The sequence below is a fragment of the Moraxella atlantae NBRC 14588 genome, from assembly GCF_001591265.1.
Taxonomy (GTDB): domain Bacteria; phylum Pseudomonadota; class Gammaproteobacteria; order Pseudomonadales; family Moraxellaceae; genus Faucicola; species Faucicola atlantae.
Map to the genome: position 1 here is coordinate 90,533 of NZ_BCUL01000007.1, position 20,722 is coordinate 111,254.

At 48.2% G+C, this 20,722-nt stretch carries 21 protein-coding genes and 2 tRNA genes; 12 read left to right on the forward strand and 11 right to left on the reverse strand.

Annotated elements, in window-relative coordinates:
• Nucleotides 1–151: 151 nt before the first annotated feature.
• Nucleotides 152–1,258 carry an RNA-guided endonuclease InsQ/TnpB family protein gene (locus tag MA2_RS05935; RefSeq protein ID WP_067057903.1) on the forward strand — a complete coding sequence of 369 codons (1,107 nt, stop codon included), beginning with the start codon at nucleotides 152–154 and terminating at the stop codon, nucleotides 1,256–1,258.
• Nucleotides 1,259–1,271: 13 nt separating this feature from the next.
• Here MA2_RS05935 and MA2_RS05940 read toward each other — a convergent pair whose 3' ends face one another.
• Nucleotides 1,272–1,502 carry a hypothetical protein gene (locus tag MA2_RS05940; RefSeq protein WP_067057905.1) on the reverse strand — a complete coding sequence of 77 codons (231 nt, stop codon included), beginning with the start codon at nucleotides 1,500–1,502 and terminating at the stop codon, nucleotides 1,272–1,274.
• Between the two features lie 22 nt (nucleotides 1,503–1,524).
• Nucleotides 1,525–2,589, reverse strand: a complete 1,065-nt coding sequence (locus tag MA2_RS05945) for an IS701 family transposase (RefSeq protein WP_067057907.1) — start codon at nucleotides 2,587–2,589, stop codon at nucleotides 1,525–1,527.
• A gap of 194 nt (nucleotides 2,590–2,783) precedes the next feature.
• On the opposite strand from MA2_RS05945, the gene MA2_RS05950 reads away from it, so the two are divergent.
• Complete coding sequence (locus MA2_RS05950) at nucleotides 2,784–3,401, forward strand: DUF2127 domain-containing protein (protein WP_079352083.1); 618 nt, start codon at nucleotides 2,784–2,786, stop codon at nucleotides 3,399–3,401.
• Between the two features lie 74 nt (nucleotides 3,402–3,475).
• Here MA2_RS05950 and MA2_RS05955 read toward each other — a convergent pair whose 3' ends face one another.
• Nucleotides 3,476–5,413 carry a YihY family inner membrane protein gene (locus MA2_RS05955; protein ID WP_245945303.1) on the reverse strand — a complete coding sequence of 646 codons (1,938 nt, stop codon included), beginning with the start codon at nucleotides 5,411–5,413 and terminating at the stop codon, nucleotides 3,476–3,478.
• On the opposite strand from MA2_RS05955, the gene MA2_RS11210 reads away from it, so the two are divergent.
• From MA2_RS11210 to MA2_RS05970, 3 genes are all read left to right on the forward strand, one after another.
• Nucleotides 5,393–5,644 carry a hypothetical protein gene (locus tag MA2_RS11210; protein WP_169795165.1) on the forward strand — a complete coding sequence of 84 codons (252 nt, stop codon included), beginning with the start codon at nucleotides 5,393–5,395 and terminating at the stop codon, nucleotides 5,642–5,644. The two genes, MA2_RS05955 and MA2_RS11210, sit on opposite strands and share 21 nt — an antisense overlap.
• A 153-nt stretch (nucleotides 5,645–5,797) precedes the next feature.
• Nucleotides 5,798–6,448, forward strand: coding sequence for an NAD(P)H:quinone oxidoreductase (wrbA, locus tag MA2_RS05965; protein WP_067057915.1), 651 nt, complete (start codon nucleotides 5,798–5,800; stop codon nucleotides 6,446–6,448).
• Between the two features lies 1 nt (nucleotide 6,449).
• Complete coding sequence (locus MA2_RS05970; RefSeq protein WP_067057917.1) at nucleotides 6,450–6,872, forward strand: hypothetical protein; 423 nt, start codon at nucleotides 6,450–6,452, stop codon at nucleotides 6,870–6,872.
• Between the two features lie 132 nt (nucleotides 6,873–7,004).
• Here MA2_RS05970 and MA2_RS05975 read toward each other — a convergent pair whose 3' ends face one another.
• Nucleotides 7,005–7,715, reverse strand: a complete 711-nt coding sequence (locus tag MA2_RS05975) for a DUF3108 domain-containing protein (RefSeq protein WP_079352085.1) — start codon at nucleotides 7,713–7,715, stop codon at nucleotides 7,005–7,007.
• A gap of 334 nt (nucleotides 7,716–8,049) precedes the next feature.
• Here MA2_RS05975 and groES point away from each other — a divergent pair, with 334 nt between their 5' ends.
• A complete protein-coding gene (gene groES, locus MA2_RS05980) occupies nucleotides 8,050–8,340 on the forward strand; it encodes a co-chaperone GroES (protein WP_067057919.1) in 291 nt (96 codons plus the stop codon).
• Nucleotides 8,341–8,455: 115 nt separating this feature from the next.
• Nucleotides 8,456–10,102: a chaperonin GroEL gene (gene groL / locus MA2_RS05985; protein ID WP_067057921.1), complete on the forward strand. Its 1,647-nt coding sequence runs from the start codon at nucleotides 8,456–8,458 to the stop codon at nucleotides 10,100–10,102.
• Between the two features lie 90 nt (nucleotides 10,103–10,192).
• Here the strand turns inward: groL and MA2_RS05990 are convergent, their stop codons facing one another.
• Nucleotides 10,193–10,561 carry a DUF4298 domain-containing protein gene (locus MA2_RS05990; RefSeq protein WP_211269853.1) on the reverse strand — a complete coding sequence of 123 codons (369 nt, stop codon included), beginning with the start codon at nucleotides 10,559–10,561 and terminating at the stop codon, nucleotides 10,193–10,195.
• A complete protein-coding gene (yaaA, locus tag MA2_RS05995; RefSeq protein WP_067057923.1) occupies nucleotides 10,561–11,376 on the reverse strand; it encodes a peroxide stress protein YaaA in 816 nt (271 codons plus the stop codon). The genes MA2_RS05990 and yaaA overlap by 1 nt, the downstream gene beginning before the upstream one ends.
• Before the next feature lie 131 nt (nucleotides 11,377–11,507).
• On the opposite strand from yaaA, the gene tfpB reads away from it, so the two are divergent.
• Nucleotides 11,508–13,292: a type IV pilus assembly ATPase TfpB gene (gene tfpB / locus MA2_RS06000; RefSeq protein WP_373279758.1), complete on the forward strand. Its 1,785-nt coding sequence runs from the start codon at nucleotides 11,508–11,510 to the stop codon at nucleotides 13,290–13,292.
• A gap of 46 nt (nucleotides 13,293–13,338) precedes the next feature.
• On the opposite strand, the gene MA2_RS06005 is transcribed toward tfpB, so the two are convergent.
• From MA2_RS06005 to MA2_RS06015, 3 genes are all read right to left on the reverse strand, one after another.
• A complete protein-coding gene (locus MA2_RS06005; RefSeq protein ID WP_306303891.1) occupies nucleotides 13,339–13,848 on the reverse strand; it encodes a lipocalin family protein in 510 nt (169 codons plus the stop codon).
• Nucleotides 13,849–14,129: 281 nt separating this feature from the next.
• Nucleotides 14,130–14,216, reverse strand: a tRNA-Leu gene (locus tag MA2_RS06010).
• Nucleotides 14,217–14,249: 33 nt separating this feature from the next.
• Nucleotides 14,250–14,323, reverse strand: a tRNA-Cys gene (locus MA2_RS06015).
• 298 nt (nucleotides 14,324–14,621) lie between these two features.
• Between MA2_RS06015 and folD the strand changes: the two genes are divergently transcribed.
• The 3 genes from folD to dcd all read left to right on the forward strand — a co-directional run bounded on the left by folD (nucleotide 14,622) and on the right by dcd (nucleotide 16,880).
• Entirely contained in the window at nucleotides 14,622–15,482 is an 861-nt protein-coding gene (folD, locus tag MA2_RS06020; protein WP_067057926.1) for a bifunctional methylenetetrahydrofolate dehydrogenase/methenyltetrahydrofolate cyclohydrolase FolD, read from the forward strand.
• Between the two features lie 53 nt (nucleotides 15,483–15,535).
• Complete coding sequence (locus MA2_RS06025; protein ID WP_245945304.1) at nucleotides 15,536–16,216, forward strand: class I SAM-dependent methyltransferase; 681 nt, start codon at nucleotides 15,536–15,538, stop codon at nucleotides 16,214–16,216.
• Between the two features lie 88 nt (nucleotides 16,217–16,304).
• A complete protein-coding gene (gene dcd / locus MA2_RS06030) occupies nucleotides 16,305–16,880 on the forward strand; it encodes a dCTP deaminase (RefSeq protein ID WP_067057931.1) in 576 nt (191 codons plus the stop codon).
• Nucleotides 16,881–16,968: 88 nt separating this feature from the next.
• Here the strand turns inward: dcd and MA2_RS06035 are convergent, their stop codons facing one another.
• Nucleotides 16,969–18,939 carry an ATP-binding cassette domain-containing protein gene (locus tag MA2_RS06035; protein ID WP_067057933.1) on the reverse strand — a complete coding sequence of 657 codons (1,971 nt, stop codon included), beginning with the start codon at nucleotides 18,937–18,939 and terminating at the stop codon, nucleotides 16,969–16,971.
• Nucleotides 18,940–19,139: 200 nt separating this feature from the next.
• On the opposite strand from MA2_RS06035, the gene MA2_RS06040 reads away from it, so the two are divergent.
• Entirely contained in the window at nucleotides 19,140–19,373 is a 234-nt protein-coding gene (locus tag MA2_RS06040; protein ID WP_067057976.1) for a SlyX family protein, read from the forward strand.
• A 96-nt stretch (nucleotides 19,374–19,469) separates the two neighbouring features.
• Here the strand turns inward: MA2_RS06040 and MA2_RS06045 are convergent, their stop codons facing one another.
• Complete coding sequence (locus MA2_RS06045; protein ID WP_079352086.1) at nucleotides 19,470–20,567, reverse strand: 3-deoxy-7-phosphoheptulonate synthase; 1,098 nt, start codon at nucleotides 20,565–20,567, stop codon at nucleotides 19,470–19,472.
• Between the last annotated feature and the right edge of the window lie 155 nt (nucleotides 20,568–20,722).

Sequence of the window (20,722 nt, forward strand, 5' to 3'; positions counted from 1 at the left end):
CAAGCTTCTTATCAGAACAATAAACGTTTGGTTATCCGCTGTGCGGTTTATCATCCGTTGCCGTAAACCTGCGACTTTAGGCGGTGGATATAAGGCAACTCCGAAACCATGCTTGCACACAGAAACTTGTTAAATATGTTAAACTAACCCCATGAAAACCCTCAAGCTACGCATACGAGATAAACACACAGACCAACTAAACCGCCTAAGCGGTTCGGTCAATTTTGTGTGGAACTATGTTAATGACTTGAGTTTTAAATACTTACAACGTACTGGTAAATTCTTTAGTGCCTATGACCTAAACGAATACACCAAAGGTAGCGGTGAACTACTTGGCTTGCATTCTCAAACCATACAAGCCATCAATGAAACCCATGCCAAATCGCGTCGCCAATTCAAAAAGGCTAAACTTAACTGGCGAACCAACAGCCCAAAGGCAAAGCGTAAAAGCCTAGGTTGGATTCCATTTAAGCAATCCGCAATCAAGTTACTGGCTACCCATCAGACGGGTAAAAAAGGCTTAAAATCAACCTTACAGCTTAGTTTAACCAAAGGGCAGAAGCTAATTATAGACTTATGGGATAGCTACAATCTTAGCCTATATCAAATAAACACCCTTGAGGTCGTCCAAGACAGCCGTAACCGATGGTATGCGTGTATCACCGTCAAAGAATACCCAAAACAGCAATGTGGTACAGGTAGTGTCGGTATTGACTTAGGCTTAAAAGACAGTGCCACCGCCTCAAATGGCGATAAACTACAAATTAAACAAACACAGGCATGGGCTAAAAAATTGGGTGTCGCCCAACGTGCCAAAAACAAACAACGTGTCAAAGCGATTCATGCCAAAATCAAAAACACACGCCAAGACCTGATACATAAATTCACCACAGGGCTATTCAAAGACAATGCCCTAATCGTGGTTGGTGACGTTAAAACCACCCAATTTAACAGCAAAAAAGGCAAACTAGCCAAAAGCGTATATGACGCAGGTTGGTTTGAACTCAAACGACAACTGACCTACAAATGCGAGAACGCAGGTTGCCGTTTTGAAATCGTGAATGAGAGATACACGACCCAGCGATGTTCGTGTTGCGGTGAAATCACCGCCAATAGTCCGAAAGGTAGAAAATCGCTTGGAATAAGAGAATGGACTTGTGCTAAGTGTGGCACATGGCATGATAGAGATATTAACGCCAGTAAGAACATTCTTGCGGTCGGGCTTGACCGTCTTGTAGAAGGAATCCCCTCACTTTAGGGAGGGGAGGAAGTCAATTGTATAGCGCAGGTATTAGCGCTTTGGTTGAAGCTTGGGCGGTCTTTTCGGCAGACTGGTGGACGGTTGGTTGGGCGGTGCTTGGTTTTGCCGTAGTTTTGTGTATCACCGTATGGTTAGCGGCTGTTTTGACGGTTTGGGCAAAGCTAGGATTTGCCAATAACAAGCCACTCGCAATAGCGATGCCAGTGGCGATAAGACGAGTGTTTTGTGTTGAAATTGACATATAATGTCCTTAATAACTGAAGTTACGCACCGCTAATAGCCTTAAGCTGGGCAAAAGCCGACTGATTAGCGGAGACGAGTAGCTTCAAACGCAAAGCAAAATGATTCAACTTGGTTTTGATTTTCAAACACTCAAGCTTAAACACCGCATACGTGGCTAAAAAGATATGATTAACCCGTGCCCTTTGGCTATGCACAGGAGACCTACCCAAATTGGCATTTTGCTTTAACGACTTATGATACACTTCAACCTGCCATCGTTTTTGATAGCTGTTGATAAACGTATCCTTGTCGCATTGCAAATCCGAACACACCAGATATAAAATCCCTGTGCTACCGTCTTTGTTTGTAAAGACTCGGCGTAATAACAAGACTTCATCATGGTAGTCATTTAAAAAGCCGTGGACAGGGGTATTATCGGGTAGATTAGACTCATCAATACGTACAAAGTTACCTTTTTGTCTATCATCAGGTGTTAAAGCCACTAAGCGATTTGACTTTAACGCAAAGATAAAATGTTTTTTGGCTTTACGGATGTGCTTGAATGTTGCATTGGCTGAAAACCAAGAATCGGCTAATACATAGTCGAATTTGACTTGGTTTTTAACTGCCATGTCAAACATCTCAAGTAAACGCTGATTTTTGGTTTTATCGCTTTTACGTTTAACCTTGCCTTTGTCATCGGTAAAGACGTTGGGTTTGGTGATGATGTCAAAGCTTAAGGGTATGTCGATGTCTTTGCGATGATACAGACAGTTAAGCAGGTTGATGCCTTTGACGTTTTTGTTTTGGGTGTGGTCGTAGTGCCAGCAGTTGATGTCGTCGATGCTTGTGTGCGGTTTAGGCTGTATGGTGTCGTCAAAGATGAGATAGCCTGTGGCATTGGGTGTGGCATTTTCATGCTGTCTTAGCATGGGTTTAATCAGTTGCCATTGTTCTTTGGCGGTGAGTGTTTCGCTGTTTAAAAATCGGGTGATGCTGTCATGGTAGATGCTCCCTTGTAGTAGATTGGCAAGTCCTGTGGCGGTGGTTTGCCCAAAACTTGCAATGAGGTAGTCGCTGTAGAGTTCTATCATGTCTTTGTTCATTTGTTTACTCTCGCTGACCAATTTTTTTGTTATAATAACGCTTTTTTAAAGGGCTGCGTAACTTCAGTTAATAATATGAGGATAACCCGTGAGAACACATTGATAAGGCAGTTCGAGATTGTTCTCAGCCCGCAAGTGGTTTTAACTACCTGTAATCTTCGCTGACGGCAACTGCACTGTGCGCCGATTTTGGCATGCTTGCAAACCGATTTGTTAGCGGCGTGTGGTACAATCGTAAAAAATTCTCTCGACTAATTTGCGCGATGACTGATTTAAATTCTAAGCCTTATTCAACCAGCGCTCATGCGATATCGGCAGACAACGCCCAGCAAGCCGCGATGACCCAACAACCATCACGCCCTAACCGTGCTATTGGCATGGTGGCAGCGTATGAATTGCTCAAGGGCATTGGCGCGGTATTGGTGGCGGTGGTATTGGCAATTTGGCATACCCGTATTGAGCATGTAGCAGGTACTTCGATTGCAGCGGTGCGCCGCACGTGGGGGCAGTGGTTTGCGCCGCAGCTTGATACGCTGGCAGGTTGGGCGCAGGGCATTGATGGGCATTGGCGTGGGTTGGTGGCCTTGGTGCTGGGCTATGCGGCGTTGCGCTTTTTGGAGGCGTATGGCTTGTACCGTGACCGTGCGTGGGCATACTGGCTCAGCTTGCTGGGTTATGGGATTTTTTTACCCGTTGAATTTTATGACGTGATCGCTAAGCCGTTTAACTGGCTGCATCTGTGTGTCTTGTTGCTCAACGCGTTGGTGTTTTGGCTGGTATTTCGCAGTATGCGCCAAAAGGGTTTGATTTAACGGTCACACTTTGGCGATAAAAACGGCATAAAAAAAGGGCACTCACGCCCTTTTTTTTATCCTGTTGGGAAAAATCAGCCTTGTTTGTGCGGATTGTCGCGCTCATCGATGATTTGCACTGATTTGGGCTGGTGGTCGTGGTGATCATCGCGCGTGTGCTCATGGATCAAGTGTTTGAGCTTTTTAAACTTGCGTTGAATAAAATTGCCGCGCTTAATCGGATTGGCACTGCGCATCAAGCCATCATCATTGATTTGTACGGCGTGTTTGAGCTCATCGGTCGCACCGTCCAAGCGATTGGGGATAAAGCCGTCTACGCCTTGCTGCTCGACAATCGGATGACCGAGCTGTGCTTGATAATTGAGTGTTTCATGAAAATTTTGTTCATTCATGCGCGCATCATAGCTGGTATCAATGCCATCAATGTGCTGCGCTAGGCGGCTTTTGGGGGCATTTGACACATCGCTGTCGTTGCCTGCATAGTCAATCAGCGCGTCGTATTCTTTGCCTGTGGGCTGGCGTGTCGATGGCTTGATAGACGTATGCGCGTGTGGTTGGTTGTGCTTTTGGCTCATGGTTGGGTCCAAACTTGGTTCACCTGCGCCCGTTTGGGCATGTAGTTGGGCGGCATGTATTTGGGCATTGGTGGCTGCATTTTGTTCGGCGGTGTCCTCTACCACGCGGTCTTTGTCGGTGTCTTTGATGCGCTGGTCTTTGTTAATCACATCGCTGATTTGTCCACCTGATAGTCCGCTTTTTTCACGCCCCTGTACCAGTGAGTTGTCATTGATTTTGTGCTTGCCTTTGGGCTGATCAATGTCATCAGCATCGGGTTTTTGGCGTGGCTCCATCGTATCAAAGATATCTGCCAATGATATCGAAAAATTGCGCTGCAACATGCGTTCATTTTTTGCCATTAGCGCGACCCATTCCCGCGATTGCGGCACATATTTTTGCATTTTTTGTAAATCGGTGCGGTGTGGCAACGGGTAGGGCAGATTTTGGTAAAAATCCCACAGTGTGTAATCTTGCAATGAGCGTTTTAAAATATACTCATCTTTTTCGCTGTTGGTAATCAAATTGTTGTCTTGCAAAAACGTGATATAGGTGTACCAGTTGGGCATCTCGCGCCGCCCAAGCACATCACGCAAGCCCGCTTCATTAACTGCGTTGCCTTTTTTGTGCTCACGATACAAAACGTTGAGCATATCCATCAAGCTAAACAGCGCGTGGCGTGGGTTCAGCTCATCGGTTTCAAAGATCGTCAAGCTATAACTAATCTCAACGCCAAGCAAAATCACGTTCCAAGAAACATACACCCACAGCAAAAACAACGGCAACGCTGCAAACGCGCCATACACCGCCTCATAACTGGTAAAGTTACTCACCGCCAAGCCAAAAAACTGCTTGAGTAGCTCAAAAATAATACCTGTGATGATACCTGCAATCAGCGCGTGTTTAAAGCGCACTTGACAGCGCGGAATAAACCAATAAATGCCGACAAACCCCAATGTCATCACCAATACCGACGCAATATGTACCCACACCGCCCAGTCAATGGCATAACCGCCAAAGTTTTGGTTTAAAAAACTCAAACTTTGCACTGTGCTTGACACGATAAATGCCGTACCCAGCACAAACGGCGCGATTGTCACAATCGCCCAATAGCGCAATAGATTAAACAACGTGGTTTCTTTTTTCTCAACGCGCCAAATCTCATTAAACGCCCGTTCAATGGTGAACAGCATCGATAATGTGGTAAACAGTAACGCTACCGCACCAATCAGCGACAAGTTTGATGCGTTACTGGTAAACTGCTGAATATAATCCGCCACCTGTGAGCCTGCCGAGGGCAACAAATTGCGCGAAATAGCCTCTTGGATTTGTTGTTTGGCACTTGCTAGCTGCGGAATCAGTGACAGCGTTACCAAAACAAGCGTCAAAATCGGCACCAGTGATAACAGCGTGGTATAAGTCAGCGAGGCGGCTTTTTGCGTGCAATTATCATTCAAAAAGTTTTTAATCAAAAATACCACAAACTGCATCCATTTGTGCTGCATGAAGCGGCTATTTTTTATTTTATTGATAAAATTTTCCATACGCGTCAGGCTTTTGCTTTAGTGATCAAAGGTTGGGCAATGGGCAAAAAAAGTCCGTCCAATCACGGCGGACAACGGCGCGTCTATGGTATCATAACTGTATCGGCATTACATCGCTTTGCTTTGCCAATGTGGCTAAAATAACTGTAACGTTTTTTTGCGTTAGTTAGTTATTCCAATGTTACACGCTAAGCTGCTTTCATCGCCAAATCTCAACCACCTAAAACCCGCAAAAAAATTGCTCAAACTTTACAAGTGTTATGTTTTAAGCGCTTAAAACTAAAACAGGTAACCACCATGCAAGCTGAACACGCAAATCAAGCAGCACCAACCAATCAGCCTTATCTTTTGGTGCTATATTACAGTGCCAACGGCTCAACCAAACAACTGGCGTACTACATCGCGCAAGGCATTGAGGATGCTGACGTGGGGGTTCGTGCGCGTATTCGTACCGTCGCGCCTGTCAGTACTACCTGTGAGGCCGTCGCGCCCGTGATTCCTGATGATGGCGACCTATATGCCACACAAGATGATTTGCGTGACTGTGTGGGCTTGGCATTGGGTAGCCCAACGCATTTTGGCAACATGGCTGCACCGATGAAATACTTTTGGGACAACAGTGTCACGCTGTGGTTGGCAGGCGATTTGCAAAACAAACCTGCCTGTGTGTTTACCACCAGCGGCTCGATGCATGGTGGACAAGAAACCACGCTCATTAGTATGATGACACCACTATGGCATCATGGCATGTTGGTGCTTGGGTTGCCATACAGCGAGCCTGCGCTCAACCGCACCCAACAAGGCGGTACGCCCTACGGTGCAACCCACGTGAGCGGCGCGCAGCACCAAAACCCCTTGACCGCTGATGAAATCGCCCTTGCCATCGCCCAAGGCAAACGCTTAGCAAATACCGCGCGCGCATTGCTCAATACACCGATTGGTCACTGACATGGCAAAGATGAAACAATCTGCCGAGCAGCTAGCACAGGCGGCAAATAGCCTGCGCACACGGCTGCGCGGTGGGTGGTGGTTGTGGCTGGGTTGGCGGTGGTTGGGTGTGCCGATTTTGACGGCGTATTTACTGACCACCAAACCATCGGTATTCGGTGGGATCGTGTGGCAAGGGCTGTGGTTGCTGCCTGCCTTGCTGGCAAGCCCGTGGGTAATGAGGGGCAGACAGCCGTATGCCTTGACGATGATTGGTATGTTATTGCTGATTTATTGGGGTGGCAGCGGCATGGTCGCGCTACAATATGGCTTGACACAAGTATGGACGCTACTGGCGGTGTGGTTGGTGGATTTTGTTTTGCTGGGTTTGATCAACTATTGGCTATTTATGCTGCTAAAAAAATTGCCAAAAATGCATGCTTAGTTTTTTTTGTATAAAACATAAAAAAGGCTAAAGCCGCTAGGAGCGTTAGCCTTTTTGCCGTTTCATGTTTCATCAACTGTTTGGTCAAACGTCAAACCACAAACGCGTTGCCTGCTTGTTCGATTAAATGGCTTAATTTAGCTTAACCAAATTCATCTCCATGCGCCGTCCGTCATTGGTCTGCACCACTTTGACTGGCAAGTAATCTAGCGCAGGCGCAAGCCAAAAGCTGGTTTGGCGGTCTTTGTCATCATGGATGCGGTCAATGCGCACGACATCAAATGTGCCTGCAGGCACGCTTAAGCGCGTTGGCGCAGACATGGTAAACGGCACCGCTTCGACTTTGTTACGCCCAACCATGGCATAATTGCCGCGAAAACGGTTGTTTTTCAAATCCTCACGAATTTGCACCTCAAGGCTTAAATCATCATATGCTGCTTGCTTTAATGGCAGCGTTTGGGTTTTGCCTTTGTGGGTACTGGTAACTTGCTTGGTAGTAGGGTTAAAGCGTAAATCGGTGGTATTACCCACACCCAAAACCTTGTATTGCGTGCTACTGGTCAATGGCTGTACCACGCCGCCTACGTTACCAAACGTTGCAGCTTGGCGCGCTGATGCTAGCTTGCCCACATTGGCGCGTACGTTGTAGTTGTACTGGTTGCCGTTTTTGCTCAAGGTGCGCGTTGCCATGCCGTTGTATTTGTTTTCAATGTTAAATTGATAGACGGCGGTAAATGGTGCAACATCGGCTTGCGCCACACCGACAATACCCAAACTTACCGCCAGTAGGGCAGCACGTTGCCAATGCTGCGTTGTCAAATTACCCGTTTTAAGATTCAACATGATGTTACCTGCTGGCTAAATTGTAACTAAATATGACAACTATGATGGGCGTGATCGCCAAATTTTACAAGTTAAAATGCGACAAAATTACAAATCATTATATTTTTAGCAGATTTGTGACATAATTACTTGATTTTTAAACCCTTTAACAAAATGCTAAAAAATTGCTACCAAAGCTTGAACAAATTTTGTCTCATCCCCATTGTGTCAAGTAATTTGATTGACCACCGCATAATAACAATCGTGGGTGCAATCAAACCTTTTGCGTCGTCCACCTAAGATCACCTAAGATCGATGGCGGCGTGTTTTTCACAACAATTTGCTGGAGTTGAACATGAACATTCGTCCTTTACATGACCGTATTGTCGTGCGCCGTAGTGAAGAAGAGCAAAAAACCGCAGGCGGCTTGCTATTGGCAAACAATGCCCAAGAAAAACCCTCACAAGGCGAAGTGCTGGCTGTGGGTAATGGACAAATCCGTGACAACGGCGACGTGCGCCCCTTAGACGTCAAGGTTGGTGACACTGTATTATTTGGTCAATATGCAGGCTCAACCGTCAAAGTTGATGGCGAAGAGCTACTGATCATGCGCGAAAGCGACGTATTGGGTGTGGTCACCAAATAAGTTGGCGGTTTGTTGCACAAAAATGCGCTGATAAGCGGTTGAAAAACGCGCAGATAACCAAATTTATAACCCATTCGCAAACTTATGAACCATTTAAACAAATTGGAGAATACACATGGCAAAAGATGTCAAATTTAGCAATGACGCACGCAGCAAAATGATCGAAGGCGTAAACGTCTTGGCAAACGCCGTCAAAGTTACCTTAGGACCAAAAGGTCGCAACGTGGTAATTGACAAATCATTTGGCGCACCAACCATTACCAAAGACGGTGTAAGCGTCGCTAAAGAAATCGAACTTGAAGACAAGTTTGAAAACATGGGCGCGCAGCTAGTGCGCGAAGTAGCGAGCAAAACCAATGACGTTGCTGGTGACGGTACCACCACAGCAACCGTATTGGCACAAGCGATTTTGCAAGAAGGTCTAAAATCAGTTGCCGCAGGCATGAATCCAATGGATTTAAAACGCGGTATCGACAAAGGCGTACGTGCGGTTGTTGATAAAATCCATGAAATCTCAACCCCTGCCAACGACAGCAAAGCGATTGCCCAAGTAGGATCAATCTCTGCCAACTCTGACCAAACCATCGGCGATCTAATCGCCCAAGCGATGGAAAAAGTCGGTAAAGAAGGCGTGATCACCGTAGAAGAAGGTTCAGGCTTTGAAGATACCTTAGAAGTCGTCGAAGGTATGCAGTTTGACCGTGGCTATATCAGCCCATACTTTGCCAACAAACCAGACACCTTGACCGCTGAGCTGGACAGCCCATTGATCTTGTTGGTAGACAAAAAAATCAGCAACATCCGTGAGTTGATTCCACTGCTAGAAAACGTGATGAAACAAAGCCGTCCGCTGCTTATCATCGCCGAAGACGTAGAAAACGAAGCGTTGGCAACATTGGTGGTAAACAACATGCGCGGTGGCTTGAAAGTCTGTGCGGTTAAAGCCCCAGGTTTTGGTGATCGTCGTAAAGCCATGTTGCAAGATATCGCGATTTTGACTGGCGCGACTGTGGTGTCTGAAGAGCTTGGTATGACCCTTGAAACCGTTGATTTGTCAGTATTGGGTACTGCCAAAAAAGTCACTGTAGGTAAAGAAAACACCGTGATTGTGGATGGCGCAGGTGAAAAATCTACCATTGATGACCGCGTGACTTCTTTGCGCCGTCAAGTAGAAGAATCAACCTCAGACTACGACAAAGAAAAATTGCAAGAGCGTATCGCCAAACTTGCAGGTGGTGTTGCAGTGATTAAAGTTGGTGCTGCTACCGAAACCGAAATGAAAGAGAAAAAAGACCGTGTCGATGACGCACTACACGCAACCCGTGCAGCGGTTGAAGAAGGTGTGGTTGCAGGCGGTGGCGTGGCATTGGTGCGCGCCTTGTCAGCCTTGGACGATATCAAAGGCGACAACGATGACCAAGTCGCAGGTATCAACATCTTGCGCCGTGCGATGGAAGCACCATTGCGTCAAATCGTTACCAACGCAGGCGATGAAGCCTCAGTGGTCATCAACCAAGTTAAATCGGGTGAAGGCAACTATGGCTACAACGCGGCAACAGGTGAATATGGCGATATGCTAGAAATGGGTATTCTTGACCCAGCCAAAGTTACCCGTTCGGCACTAGAACACGCAGCTTCAGTAGCAGGCTTGATGCTAACGACTGAAGCTATGATCACTGACCTACCTGCCAAAGACGACGGCGCTGCTGCCGCTGCCATGGCTGGTATGGGCGGAATGGGTGGCATGGGCGGTATGATGTAAGCCGACGCTAGCTATTGTAGATAGCCCGTTATAACGTGCAAAACCCTGTCAAACGGATGTTTGGCAGGGTTTTTTATCGATAAAACTTGGTTAGTTTTTATCGTTATCAGAAAAACGATCTAGGTGTTTGACGGCAAAACGCAGCAATGCCCATAGTTGTTGGTCTTGCTCGCCCAGCGCGTCCCATAGCGCGTCTTCTGACAATACGCTGTACTCGCCCTGTGTCGTCAAATCCAGGTCTGCACCTGCATCCACCGCGTCATTGAGCTGACCGTATTCACCGTTGGTATAAAATGTTTCCAATTTTTGCATAATGGCGACGCTGTGTTGCCAGTGTGTTCGCGCCTGTTCAAGTTTTGGCTGCAATGCCAACCATTCACGATACAGGGCTTGGATTTCATCCAGTCGCTGCTGCATAGCTTGGATTTCATTGGTATTGGGTGAAGTATTTGGCGACATCAATCATGCTCCCGTCTAAACACAAATTGCGTCTTACTGGACGCTTCTGGCACAAAATAATAACCGTCTAGGTCAAAATTTTGCAACTCTTCAGGATTTTTAAGTTGGTGGCAGGCGGCATAGCGCATCATCAAGCCACGCGCGTGTTTGGCATAAAAACTGATTACCTTGTAAGTACCGTTTTTACCATCCTCAAAACGTGGCGTGATCACAGTTTGGCTCAAACTTGCACTTTTTACCGCCTTAAAGTATTCATTCGACGCTAAATTGATCAGCACTGTATCGCCGTTTTGTGCCATGCGCTTGGCAAGCGTATCGCCAATTTGGTCGCCCCAAAACTCATACAAGTTATTGCCGCGCGCATTTGCAAGTTTGCTGCCCATCTCAAGCCGATATGGCATGATAAAATCCAACGGCTTGAGCACACCGTATAACCCCGATAAAATCCCCAAATGCTGCTGCAAATATTCAACCGCAGCAAGCGATAGGCTGTTAGCGTCCAATCCTTGATACACATCACCTGCAAACAGATACAACGCAGGTTTGGCATGGTCAAGGGTAAACGGGCGGTCATCATCCCATGCCCAACGTTGATTGCGTTCGGCATTGGTTGCCGCAAGTTTGTGCGAAATGCCCAGCAAAGCCATCAAATCGACAGGGTCCAGCGGTTTGAGCAATGCCATCAGCGCACAGGCTTGTGGCATTAGCATGGGCTGGTGGTCGGCGAGCGGTGCATATTGTAAGTACGATTCCACCACAGGTGGTAAGGTGCACGTTTCGTCCAAGTTTTTGGCAGGCGAGAGCAAAAAATACATGGGCAGCTATCCAAAAGTGTATTGAGCAAAGATTATACAATAGCCGCAGGCAAAAAATTTGGCTAAAATGCCGTTTTAGCCAGATGATTTTACCCAGCCGATGATCTCCCGATAAACGTGTCATGCCAAATCTGAATTTTTCTTTACTCGTTGATACCCGTTGGTGCTTGGACGCGCTGCTCAGAGACGGGCATATTGACCAGCGCGATTATAACTTGGTGCTGACCAGTCAGCGACCGCAGCTGCATCCGCTACAAATTATTGCAGGCTTTAATTTAACTGATAAAAAAACCGCCAATCAAACCGTTGGCAATCCGCCAACAGTGCTGACCTTAGACTGGCTGAATCATTGGCTATCCGCTAAGGCAAACGTGGCGTATGTGCGCATCGATCCTTTGAAAGTCGATGTGCCTGCCGTCACAGCGGTAATGTCGTTTGAATATGCCAAATCGCAGCACATTTTGGCGGTGGCGGTTGATGACACGCAAGTGACCATCGGCACCGATCAGCCACTGTACCACGATTGGCAAGCCAACATCGCACAGGTGGTCGCACCACGTACGGTGCATACGGTGCTGTTAAGCCCTGCCCAAATCAACCGCTATCGGCAAGAATTTTACCAAGTCAGCAAGGCAATCGCAGGCGCGCACAGCCAACAACGCCGTGCCGAAGCCGATATTACCAACGTTGAGGCATTACTACAGCTTGGCAACCTTGATAATATCGAAAATCCCGATGCCAACGATCAACACATCGTGCGTGTGGTCGATTGGCTGCTGCAATACGCTTTTGACCAACGCGCTAGCGATATTCACCTTGAGCCGCGGCGTGATACAGGTAAGGTGCGCTTTCGTATTGATGGCGTACTACACACCGTCTATGAAATGCCTGTGGGTATTATGACGGCGGTGGTGGCGCGGATTAAAATTCTGGGTAGGCTCAATGTTGCTGAAAAACGCAAGCCGCAAGACGGACGGCTCAAGACGCGCACGCCAAAAGGGCAAGAAACCGAGCTGCGCTTATCCACACTACCGACGGCATTTGGTGAAAAACTGGTCATGCGCGTGTTTGACCCCGATGTTTTGGTGCGCACGTTTGAGCAGTTAGGCTTGACAGGGCGTGACTTGCAAAAATGGCATGAGATGACGCGCGCGCCCAACGGCATTATTTTGGTGACAGGACCGACGGGTTCGGGCAAGACCACGACACTTTATAGCACGCTCAAGCAGCTTGCCACGCCTGAAGTCAATGTCTGCACCATTGAAGACCCGATTGAGATGGTTGAGCCAGCATTTAACCAAATGCAAGTACAAAGCAACATTGACTTGACGTTTGCCGATGGCATTCGCGCATTGATGCGTCAAGATCCTGACATCATCATGGTCGGTGAGATTCGCGACACTGAGACGGCAGACATGGCAGTGCAAGCGTCCTTGACGGGGCATTTGGTGCTCTCAACGCTGCATACCAATGACGCGCCGAGTTCATTGACCCGTTTGCATGATCTGGGTGTTGCGCCGTTTTTGACCGCGGCGACGATTTTGGGCGTGATGGCGCAGCGGTTGGTGCGTACCTTGTGCCCGCATTGCAAAACCCAACGGCCGATTAGTGACGGCGAGGTACAAATATGGCACACACTGGTGCACCCATGGAAAGCCCCTGTACCCAGTCACATCGCCCACGCAACAGGCTGCGAGCATTGCCGCGATACAGGCTATTTGGGGCGTATTGGTTTGTATGAAATTATGGTACTCAACCAAGACACCAAGCGTTTGATTAGTGAGGGTGCCAGTCTTAATGCATTGACGCAAAAGGCGTACCAAGACGGTTTGCAACCGCTACGACTGGCAGGCGCGCGCAAGATCGCTGAAGGCGTGACCAGCTTTGAGGAGGTTGTGCGCGTTGTGCCACTGTAGGGGCGGCTAGGTTTCTACCGCATTTGACCTAAACCATACCTGCTAACTACAATGTGGCAAGATGGTGTGGCGTTTTTTGCAGCTTGCTGACATCATACCGTTGCTGCTGAGCAATGGTTACGAACTGATGATAAGTGTTTTCATCCATCGTTGGCGTGCGAGATAGCACCCACAGATACTTGTGGTTTGGCGTACCGACCAAGGCGTGTTGGTAGTTGTCATCCAGTGCCAACACCCAATAATCCGCCTTACCAAAGGGTAGCCAGCGTAAGCCTTGTGGCAAAAACGTTACTTTAAGCCGACTGGTGCTCTCACCGTTTTGGGTTGCCTGACCAATGCTTTGGATGACTTTGCCGTCTTTTTGCTTACATTGGTTGTCCACCTTGATAGCACCGTTTGGTTGTTGGCTATAATTGGCGGTGACATCACTGGCGCAATGGCGTTGAAAAAACATCGGCAGACGCGTAATTTCATACCATGTGCCCATATAGCGGTCTAAATCGACACGTGCCACCGTTTGCGGTGTGGTGGGCTGGGCATTGGCAGTGCGCGTCATACCCAAGCCAACGACGTCCCAACGATAGCAATAGCGGCAAATTTGGCGGTTTTTTGGGATAAAATATTGTGGTATCGCGTCATGATTTTTACAAAACCCCCATCCTTGGCAGGCTATCAAGCAATTTTAACCTAACAATAAAACGCCTCGCGGCAAAGCATTGGCTGGCAAAATGAGATAAAACGACCAAAGCAAAATAAATTTGATGAATATTATGAGACAAAGCCAGCCGTTAGGCAAGCACAATAATGCAAAACCACGGTTGAAGCAATCAAACAAGATGGTGCCCAGAGCCGGACTTGAACCGGCACGCTCTAAAGAGCGAGGGATTTTAAATCCCTTGTGTCTACCAATTTCACCATCCGGGCGGTGAGAGGTGTTAGGGTTTAACCTAAAAAAGATGGAGGCTGAGGTCGGAATCGAACCGGCGTCCACGGATTTGCAATCCGCTGCATAACCACTCTGCCACCCAGCCATCATAGTAATTCAAATAGCCGCGATAGGGCGTTTGAATTAAGGATTGCTATCATAGCAAAAATTTTTAAAAGTGCAAGGATTTTTTGGCATTATCTGATGTTTATTGTTTAATAGGTGGTAAAATAGTCTAAAAATAGCCTAAGTAGCATGAATTGCATGCTTACAACCGCTGTGATTGATACGTTTTCATCGTCGCAAAAATCGGCTACAATACGGCAAATTTTACAATTTTTCTCACGTCTTTTATTCAACCGTTTGCTGTTTTTTTATCAGTTTTTTAATACCAAGGAATCGCCATGCCTGCCACCCGTTTAGACGGCAAAGCCTACGCCAAACAAATTGAACTTGCGCTTGCTGAGCGCGTCACAGCACTCAAGGAACAAACGGGGCGCACACCGATTTTGGCAACCATTTTGGTGGGTGATGACCCAGCCTCAGCAACCTATGTCAAGATGAAAGGCAATGCCTGTCGGCGCGTTGGCATGGATTCGCTAAAAGTCACCCTACCTGCTGACACCACCACCGAGCAGTTATTGGCAAAAATCGCCGAGCTTAACATCAATCCCGATGTACATGGCATTTTGCTGCAGCACCCTGTACCAAGCCAAATTGATGAGCGCGCGTGTTTTGACGCGATTGCCATCGAAAAAGATGTCGATGGTGTGACTTGTTTGGGCTTTGGTAAGATGGCAATGGGCGAGCCTGCATATGGCGCATGTACGCCGCAAGGCATCATGTATTTGCTTGAGCAATACGGCATTGAACTGGCAGGCAAGCACGCGGTTGTGGTCGGGCGCAGCGCGATTTTGGGCAAACCAATGGCGATGATGTTGTTAAATGCCGATTGTACGGTGACGATTTGCCATTCTAAAACCCAAAATTTGCCACAAATCGTCAAGCAGGCTGATATCATTGTGGGCGCGGTTGGCAAGCCTGAGTTGATTAAAAAAGATTGGATCAAACACGGCGCGGTGGTGGTTGATGCAGGTTTTCATCCCACCGAAAACGGCGGTGTGGGTGACATCGAGTTGCGTGATATGGATGATATCGCCAGCGCGTTTACGCCTGTGCCAGGTGGCGTAGGTCCGATGACGATTAATACCTTGATTCGTCAAACGCTAGAAGCGGCAGAAAAAGCTGCTGCCAAAAACGTTTAAAACCGATCATTTAGCTATTTAAGATTTAGTCACTTAGTATTTTGGTAGATACAGTGTCTGTGCCTGCCGAGCTACTGGCAGCCCTACATGCGGTGCTGCCGTCGGCGGATTTACGCGCCACTGCCGTGCCATTGCTGGCAACTGACCGACCGTTTGGCTTGTGGCTGATTGATGACAATTTTTGCCATCAAGACTTGACCCCCACTGCCATCGAACGCTTGTGGGCGCATTGTCCGTATTGGGTGTTTGCGTGGGCATCGGGGCAGGTATTGGCGCGCCATATTTTGTCTGCGCCGCACACGGTGGCAGGCAAGGTTGTGCTGGATTTTGGGGCAGGTTCGGGCATCGTGGGCATTGCCGCCAAACGGGCAGGCGCGCGTGAAGTGATTTGTTGCGACATTGACCCTGTTAGCTTGCTGGCGTGTCAAGCCAATGCCGCGCTCAATGGTGAAACCATCACACCACTAGATGATCTATACGCTTTGCCAACTTTAGGTATGGATAAAGTCGATGTACTGTGCATGGCGGATGTGCTGTATGACACAGCAAACGTGGCATGGTTGGACAATGTGCTGGCTTTTGCTAATACGGTTTGGTTGGCAGATAGTCGGCTTAAAAACCTTGCCCATCCGCGTTATCAGCGCGTGGCGACAATCGAGCAAACCACGACTTTACCCGATATGGATGAGGCGCGTCAGTTTAACCGCGTGACGTTGTACCAAACCATATGTTAGGTCGCGTTGAATTTTTAAAACCACACAGTTTTTAAAACCACACAGTTTTTAAAACTACACAGTTTTTAAAACCACACAAGGAAATGACATGTCAATCAAATCCGACCGCTGGATTCGGCGTATGGCAACTGAGCACGGTATGATTGAACCGTTTGAAGCCGAGCAGGTGCGCTACAATGCCGAGGGGCAAAAATTGGTCAGTTTTGGCACCTCAAGTTATGGCTACGATGTGCGCTGTGCGCGTGAGTTTAAAGTTTTTACCAACGTGCATTCGGCGATTGTTGATCCTAAAAACTTTGATGAGCGCAGCTTTATTGATATCGTTGGCGATGAGTGCATCATTCCGCCCAATTCATTTGCTTTGGCGCGTACGGTGGAGTATTTTCGCATTCCGCGCGATGTGCTGACGATTTGTTTGGGTAAATCGACCTATGCGCGCTGCGGTATTATCGTCAATGTCACGCCGCTTGAGCCTGAATGGGAAGGGCATGTCACGCTAGAATTTAGCAACACGACCAATTTGCCTGCGCGAATTTATGCAGGCGAAGGCGTGGCGCAGATGTTGTTTTTGCAAAGCGATGCCGATGATGTGTGTGAAACGTCTTACAAGGATCGCGGCGGCAAATACCAAGGGCAAACGGGTGTGACCTTGCCAAAAACCTAAATTAAAAGCCTAAAAGTACCCAACACTTCATCAAAAAAACCGCATCCAATAAGATACGGTTTTTTTTGGGCTGCGCTTGGGTTCATGGTTACAAACTACTTTCCAATGTCGTCCAACGCTCAAGCTTTTGTAATAGTAGCGCATCAATTTGCGCCAAACGCTCTGAGGCTTGTGTCGCGCCTGCCAAATCACGGCTAAACCAACTACCATCTGCCAATTTTTCTTGTAAGTCGGCTTGTTCAACTTCAAGCGCGGCAATTTCATCGGGTAAGTGGTCAAGCTCGCGTTGTTCTTTGTAGCTCAGTTTTTTCTTGCCTGTGGGCGATTGGCTGTTGTTTGCTGCTGCTGGGTTAGGGGTGGGCTTGGCGGTTTTTTCGCTGGGCTTGGAGGCGGTCTTGGCGGTTTCGGCGTCAATCCGCGCTTTTTGCTGCAAATAGTCTTGGTAGCCGCCGACGTATTCATTGACTACACCGCGTCCTTGTGCGTCTTTGCCAAATACCCACGTTGAGGTGACGACGTTGTCCATAAACGCGCGGTCATGGCTAATCAGCAAAATCGTGCCGTTAAAATTTGCCACCGCTTCTTCTAGCAGCTCAAGCGTTGCCATGTCCAAATCGTTGGTCGGTTCGTCCAATACCAGTACGTTGGCAGGCTTAAGTAATTGCTTTGCCAACAGCACGCGGTTACGCTCACCACCTGATAAAGCTTTGACAGGGGTACGCGCACGCTCAGGCGCAAACAAAAAATCTTGCAAATAGCCGATGATGTGTTTCTTTTTGCCGCCCACTTCGACATAGTCCGAGCCTTCGGCAACGTTTTGCACCACACTGGCTTCAAGGTCAAGCTGATCGCGCAACTGATCAAAAAATGCGATTTGTAAATTGGTGCCGAGTTTGACGCTGCCTGTTTTTTCGATATCAGGCTGCGGTAAGCCCAAAATTGCATGAATGAGCGTGGATTTGCCAACGCCATTTTGCCCGATGATGCCAATGCGGTCACCGCGTAAAATGGTCGTGTTAAAGTCATGCACCAGTGTGGTGTCGCCATAGCGCAAGGTTAAGTGCTTGACGTTGCACACCAACCGCCCACTGGCTTCAACATCGTGCATGGTCAGATTGACCTGCCCAACTTGTTCGCGCCGTGCTTTGCGTTGCTCACGCAATGCCTTCAGTGCGCGCACGCGTCCTTCGTTGCGTGTGCGCCGTGCCTTGATGCCCTGCCGAATCCAGACCTCTTCTTCAGCAAGTTTTTTGTCAAAATTGGCACGCGCCTTGTCTTCAGCTTGCAGTTCTTGTTCTTTGAGCGCTTGATAGCGCGCGTAGCCTTGTTGGTTGTGTGATAGACCCGCTTGCTTAATGTCATAGCTGCGCAAAATACCACGGTCAAGCTCAACAATGCGTGTGGCGACTTTGTCGATAAAGCTGCGGTCATGCGAAATAAACACCAACGTCAAACCCTGTGCGCTGAGCAAAAACTGCTCAAGCCACTCGATGCTGTCTACATCCAAATGGTTGGTCGGCTCATCAAGCAGCAAGATATCGGGCTTTGCCATCAGTGCTTGCGCCAGTAGCACACGGCGTTTGCGTCCACCCGACAACGCGCTGATATCCGCCTCACCGTCAAGCTGCATGGTGGACAGCAAGGTCTGTACCTCACGCGGCAACGCCCAACCGTCGGCATCGTCCAGTCGTTGTTGTAGTGTCGCCATCTGCGTACACGCTGCCATATCACCTGTTGCGCATGCAGTGCTGAGCCGTTCGTACTCTCTCAACCAGTCACCAACTTCACCTGCGCCTGCCAGCACGATATCGGCGACCTTGCCGCCTGTTTCGGGGATATCCTGCGCCAGTTTTGCCACGTGCAAGCCTTGCGCCATCTGGCATTCGCCACGATCGGGCTTTAGCTGCCCTGCAATGACGTTAAGCAGCGTTGATTTGCCCTCGCCATTGCGCCCAATCAAACACACGCGTTCGCCTGCCTCAAGGTTAAAATCCACCCCGTCCAACACAGGCGCGATACCAAACGCCAAATGCACGTCGCGCAAATGCAATAATGCCATGTTTTTGTCTCATCATTGATCAATCATTAACGCGCCATTGTAACAAAAAAGGCAAGAAAAAAGCAGGCAAGCACGGGCTAAAAAAACCGACAAAACAACATCAACGCTGAGTAAATCGGCTACAATACCGATTTTTATCGTTACGAAGTCTTGATCAAGCCATGAAATCAAACACCGCCGATACAAACGCCGACCTAGCCATGCCCACCGATTTACTGGCAAGTATGCAGCAAGCCATCATTGACCTGCAAAGCCAAATTGTGTTTTTAGAGGATACGGTTGAGGCACTGAACCTGCGCGTTGCTGAGCAAAGCCGCGAGCTTGCCGATCAGCAGCGCCAACTGCAACTGCTTTACCAAAAAATCGACAGCCAAGCCACGGCCAATACCATCGCACCGTTTGATTTGTTGGCAGATAAGCCACCGCATTACTGATGGTTTAAAATCTGTACGATTAAAATCCAGTCAAAGCACGCCATAAAAAAGCCCAACATGATTTGTCGGGCTTTTGATCATGCACAATTTTATTCATCAGTCATTTAATTGACGGTTGGGCAAAATATCTTTGACCGCGTCGCGCAGCTCACGCAATGCCTTGACGCTTGATTCCCAATCTAGGCAGCCATCGGTGATGGACTTGCCGTATTCAAGTTTGGACAAGTCGGCGGTCAAATTCTGCCGACCGCCTTTGAGGTGGCTTTCAACCATCATCCCGATGATCGAGCGGTTGCCGTGTTGGATTTGCTCAGCGATATTTTGAATGACCATCGGCTGCAAGTACGGGTCTTTGTTGGAGTTGGCGTGGCTTGAATCAATCATGATTTTGCCCGACACGTTGCCTTTTGCCAGCTCATTTTCGGCTTGTGCCACTGCTGATGCGTCATAGTTTGGCTTGCCGTTGCCACCGCGTAGCACCACATGGGCGTAAGGGTTGCCTTTAGATTGGATGATCGACACCTGCCCATCAGCCGATAAGCCCAAAAAGCTATGCCCCGATTTGACCGCCTGCATGGCATTGACCGCAACCGTCATGCTGCCGTCTGTGCCGTTTTTAAAACCAACGGGCGATGAGAGCCCCGAGGACATTTCACGGTGCGTCTGGCTCTCGGTGGTGCGCGCGCCAATCGCTGACCAGCTGATTAAGTCTTGTATGTATTGTGGCGTGTTGGGGTCGAGGGCTTCAGTGGCGCAGGGCAAGCCTTTTTCGTTTAAGTCCAGCAGCAATTTACGCGCGGTATACAGGCCTTTGTTGATGTCAAAGCTGTCATTCATGTCGGGGTCGTTGATCAGTCCTTTCCAACCAACGGTGGTACGCGGTTTTTCAAAATACACGCGCATAACGATAAAAATCGTGTCTTTGAGTTCCTCTGCCAGTACGGCAAGCTTGTCAGCGTATTCATGCGCGGCTTGGATATCGTGAATTGAACAGGGGCCAATCACCATTAACAAGCGTTTGTCTTGTCCGTCCAAAATGCGTTTGATGGTCTCACGACCTGTTTTGACGGTTTCGAGCGCGGCAGGGGTCATGGGCAGCTGGGTTTTGAGTTCAGCGGGTGTGATTAAAGGCAAAATCGCGGCTAAGTTCACGTTATCTACATCGGCGATATCAGTGTTGGCAAACGTTGTCATGGCTCTCACGGCTGTCATTTATTGAGTTAAACTGTCAATATAAACCAAAACAGGCACGCTGTCACCTCACCTGACGCGCCAAACTGCCAAAAGTCGGCAAAATTTTAATGAAAATTAATTGGCAAGGTAATAACCTTTTTTTGGCAATTTTTTGC

Bases quoted from the DNA above. Each gene is read 5' to 3' on its own strand.
- MA2_RS05975 (WP_079352085.1), bottom strand. From the start codon at position 7,715: ATGTTGAATCTTAAAACGGGTAATTTGACAACGCAGCATTGGCAACGT.
- wrbA (WP_067057915.1), top strand. From the start codon at position 5,798: ATGCAAGCTGAACACGCAAATCAAGCAGCACCAACCAATCAGCCTTAT.
- MA2_RS06005 (WP_306303891.1), bottom strand. From the start codon at position 13,848: ATGACGCGCACTGCCAATGCCCAGCCCACCACACCGCAAACGGTGGCA.
- MA2_RS06035 (WP_067057933.1), bottom strand. From the start codon at position 18,939: ATGGCATTATTGCATTTGCGCGACGTGCATTTGGCGTTTGGTATCGCG.
- MA2_RS05950 (WP_079352083.1), top strand. From the start codon at position 2,784: ATGCTTGCAAACCGATTTGTTAGCGGCGTGTGGTACAATCGTAAAAAA.
- yaaA (WP_067057923.1), bottom strand. From the start codon at position 11,376: ATGTATTTTTTGCTCTCGCCTGCCAAAAACTTGGACGAAACGTGCACC.
- MA2_RS05970 (WP_067057917.1), top strand. From the start codon at position 6,450: ATGGCAAAGATGAAACAATCTGCCGAGCAGCTAGCACAGGCGGCAAAT.
- MA2_RS05990 (WP_211269853.1), bottom strand. From the start codon at position 10,561: ATGTCGCCAAATACTTCACCCAATACCAATGAAATCCAAGCTATGCAG.
- folD (WP_067057926.1), top strand. From the start codon at position 14,622: ATGCCTGCCACCCGTTTAGACGGCAAAGCCTACGCCAAACAAATTGAA.
- groL (WP_067057921.1), top strand. From the start codon at position 8,456: ATGGCAAAAGATGTCAAATTTAGCAATGACGCACGCAGCAAAATGATC.
- dcd (WP_067057931.1), top strand. From the start codon at position 16,305: ATGTCAATCAAATCCGACCGCTGGATTCGGCGTATGGCAACTGAGCAC.
- MA2_RS05935 (WP_067057903.1), top strand. From the start codon at position 152: ATGAAAACCCTCAAGCTACGCATACGAGATAAACACACAGACCAACTA.
- MA2_RS05945 (WP_067057907.1), bottom strand. From the start codon at position 2,589: ATGAACAAAGACATGATAGAACTCTACAGCGACTACCTCATTGCAAGT.
- MA2_RS06045 (WP_079352086.1), bottom strand. From the start codon at position 20,567: ATGACAACGTTTGCCAACACTGATATCGCCGATGTAGATAACGTGAAC.
- MA2_RS06040 (WP_067057976.1), top strand. From the start codon at position 19,140: ATGCCCACCGATTTACTGGCAAGTATGCAGCAAGCCATCATTGACCTG.
- groES (WP_067057919.1), top strand. From the start codon at position 8,050: ATGAACATTCGTCCTTTACATGACCGTATTGTCGTGCGCCGTAGTGAA.
- MA2_RS05940 (WP_067057905.1), bottom strand. From the start codon at position 1,502: ATGTCAATTTCAACACAAAACACTCGTCTTATCGCCACTGGCATCGCT.